This is a genomic window from Bacteroides sp. 43_46 (genome assembly GCF_001915455.1).
GTDB lineage: Bacteria > Bacteroidota > Bacteroidia > Bacteroidales > Bacteroidaceae > Bacteroides > Bacteroides caccae.
Window position 1 is genome coordinate 1 of sequence record NZ_MNQN01000094.1, and the last position, 2681, is coordinate 2681.

The window sequence follows — 2681 nt, forward strand, 5'->3', positions numbered from 1 at the left end:
CTAAAGATACAAAATCTTTAGGTAATAACAAAGCCCCAGCTTGTGAAAGTTGGGGCTTTGTGCTTAAAAAAAAGAAGGTGCGCATTTTGACACACCTCCATGAAAAGCAATAATACCATCACTGTAATCACCATGTCCTAAAGTAATATTCATAGGAGTTGGAACACTTCCCCAATAAACCAACATTGAAATGCCTAACAAAAGTACCGGAGTAAATATCAAAGAACCAACTATATATTTATCTCTACTCAAAATTTTCCGTTCTTCCTTCGGAAATAAATCGGAAACTTGCTCAGACAAGCAAAGATAAACAAGCCAAACAATCCCAAAAATCAAAGCCTTTAGAATTTGCGGCAGACTGCCCCAACCATAATCACCGTAATCTCCACCTAATAATAGTAATAGATTAGAGAGAAAAATAATAATGAGATAACTTTTACCCAAAAAGACCGCATTCAACCGCTTATTCAAAAAAGCCAATATCGTATAAAGAGCCAATCCTCCAATCCCCAAAACATAAACAATATCAATTAATGCCACAAGATAGATAAAAAAGTCTCCCACTCCTATGTCATAAGCATCTAAAGAAAAATCTGCAATTGAAGTAACAACTGTTATTGCCGCACCAAGACCTACAACAAAAAGAAAAAATGAGAGCCAGCCACTAACCTGTCTGTCTTTTTGTGGTGTTAAAGGAGTAATATTTTGTGTATCCATAGTAAAATACGCTGCCAATTTAATTACCAATATACATCAGCCCAACCGGCAGCGGAATACCATTCTACCGACTGACGATAATATGCATCTTGCTTTACATCATTCCCCCGTAATATATAAGTAGAAAGTCCTTCAAAACCGTTCATTGAAACCATTTCCCCATACCCCGAAGGATAGGTACAATAATTATTATCCGTAGTATTCTTCCAAACAACAGCGTTTTGGTATGCATGGGCATAGTTATCAAATGCTTGTTGGTTTTCTTGGATTTTTTTCATCAATCCCATTAAATCATGATAGTTCTTACTGCGCAAAGGATCATAGCACAAAATCCCCGTAATATCTATATTAGCTCTTTGCTGCATTGAAGCAGCTGTCTGCAAAACCCCTTTAGTGGCAGTAGCCAATGCCGGAAGCTCACTACTCTTAACAACCGAAACAGAGACTCCACCCGTCCAGTTTTCGTTAGAAATCCCTATGCCATTATTATATTTTTCAGCATAAACTGTATAATAGCTCTCTGCAATATTAATTTCCGGTTTATCTTGTGAGAATAATGCGGGAACCACTGCTTCATACGGAGCACCCGGTCCCGGTATTTCCGTAGGAGAACCTATAAAATAATCAGTACGGTCACGTAATTGATAAATCACTTCAACAGACTGCATATAACAAGCATCAAACAGCATAAAATCAAAATGAGGAGCAACAGACAATGCCTCGTGCAAATCCGAAATATTCATTCGATAATCTCCATCGCTTGTATCCTGTCCCCACCAACGAGTTGAGGGGTTCTGATAATGCAGCCACCCATCGCCATGAGACCAAAAAACAATTCCATAACTCTTAGCCGGATAATTAGAGAAGGCCGTTCTAAAAACATCCTTCATCACGTCAAGACTAACCGAATTGTGTTTATCATAACTCATTACAGTTTCCTGTTTCACCTCGCCTTTTCCATTTTTTATCAGACGAATCAGCTTGGCAGTCTTCTTATAACCAGCAAAATAAACCAACAGGTTGTTTGTTGTCCCCTCCGTGCCTTTCATTCCTTCTATCATTTCCGACACATCCTTTGAATCAAAGTCAGACTGACCGAGGCTATTATTACCTGCAATATAAACCAATACTGTACGTGCACCATAAGAGGGTGTTATATCTTCATCTTCACAGGCTGCCAATAATGCTATCAAGCATACAAAAAGGGAAAGTATTTTAATCTTTTTCATTAGTTTTAAGTTTATTACAAAGGACAAATATAAAAAAATAAGAGATGCAAACCACATCTCTTATCCATATTAACAATTCAATTATTATTCTTCCGGTTTCGTAAAACGGAACTTATCAGCTTCAATCCGCGTTACTGTCATATTCCTACTCTTTTTATATTTATTGAGGATTTTCGTTGCTTCCTTCTCTAATTTACTTTTGTTCTCCGAGAAGTAAATCATACATGTACTATTTTGCTGTAACAGATTGTCCTCCAGATAATTTTTCAACTGATAGCTATACAATTCACGATGAGCCAGAAAACCTTCCTTACTGAGACTCACACTATCCAAGATCTGAATTTCTGTGAAATATACAACAGTATCTGTAAACGAAGCAGAAATCCCAAAAGCATAAACAGGTTTAGAGTGATCTTTTTTCAAAGAAAAAGCCGAGCACATGGTAAACACAAGTGCAATTGCAAATAGTATTTTTACGTATTTCATATCATATAAATTTTATTGTGGCAAAGGTAAGAAAAAAGAGGAGATTACCTCCATTTATCTCAAATAAATAGTATTTCTTAGTCATAGAAATAACGGACGGGAAACTAAATAAAAAGTCGCATAAGTACATTCTTCTATATGAAAAGTGCGACTTATGCGACTCAAATTCTTTTTTCTTTCAGAAACTGATATTCCTTACTTATCCCAAGTAAGATTTGAGCAATTTACTACGATTACTTTGTCTAAGTC

General features: G+C 36.4%; 3 protein-coding genes. All 3 read right to left on the minus strand.

The window, feature by feature from the left end; translation table 11 throughout:
• Positions 1 to 63: 63 nt before the first annotated feature.
• The 3 genes from BHV72_RS07115 to BHV72_RS07125 all read right to left on the minus strand — a co-directional run bounded on the left by BHV72_RS07115 (position 64) and on the right by BHV72_RS07125 (position 2432).
• Complete coding sequence (locus BHV72_RS07115; RefSeq protein ID WP_286855492.1) at positions 64 to 717, minus strand: hypothetical protein; 654 nt, start codon at positions 715 to 717, stop codon at positions 64 to 66.
• A gap of 23 nt (positions 718 to 740) precedes the next feature.
• The gene (locus tag BHV72_RS07120; RefSeq protein WP_022041503.1) at positions 741 to 1946 is read right to left on the minus strand and encodes a clostripain-related cysteine peptidase; all 1206 of its coding nucleotides are present in this window, start codon (positions 1944 to 1946) and stop codon (positions 741 to 743) included.
• 84 nt (positions 1947 to 2030) lie between these two features.
• Entirely contained in the window at positions 2031 to 2432 is a 402-nt protein-coding gene (locus BHV72_RS07125; protein WP_005678200.1) for a hypothetical protein, read from the minus strand.
• Between the last annotated feature and the right edge of the window lie 249 nt (positions 2433 to 2681).

Bases quoted from the DNA above. Each gene is read 5' to 3' on its own strand.
- BHV72_RS07125 (WP_005678200.1), bottom strand. From the start codon at position 2,432: ATGAAATACGTAAAAATACTATTTGCAATTGCACTTGTGTTTACCATG.
- BHV72_RS07115 (WP_286855492.1), bottom strand. From the start codon at position 717: ATGGATACACAAAATATTACTCCTTTAACACCACAAAAAGACAGACAG.
- BHV72_RS07120 (WP_022041503.1), bottom strand. From the start codon at position 1,946: ATGAAAAAGATTAAAATACTTTCCCTTTTTGTATGCTTGATAGCATTA.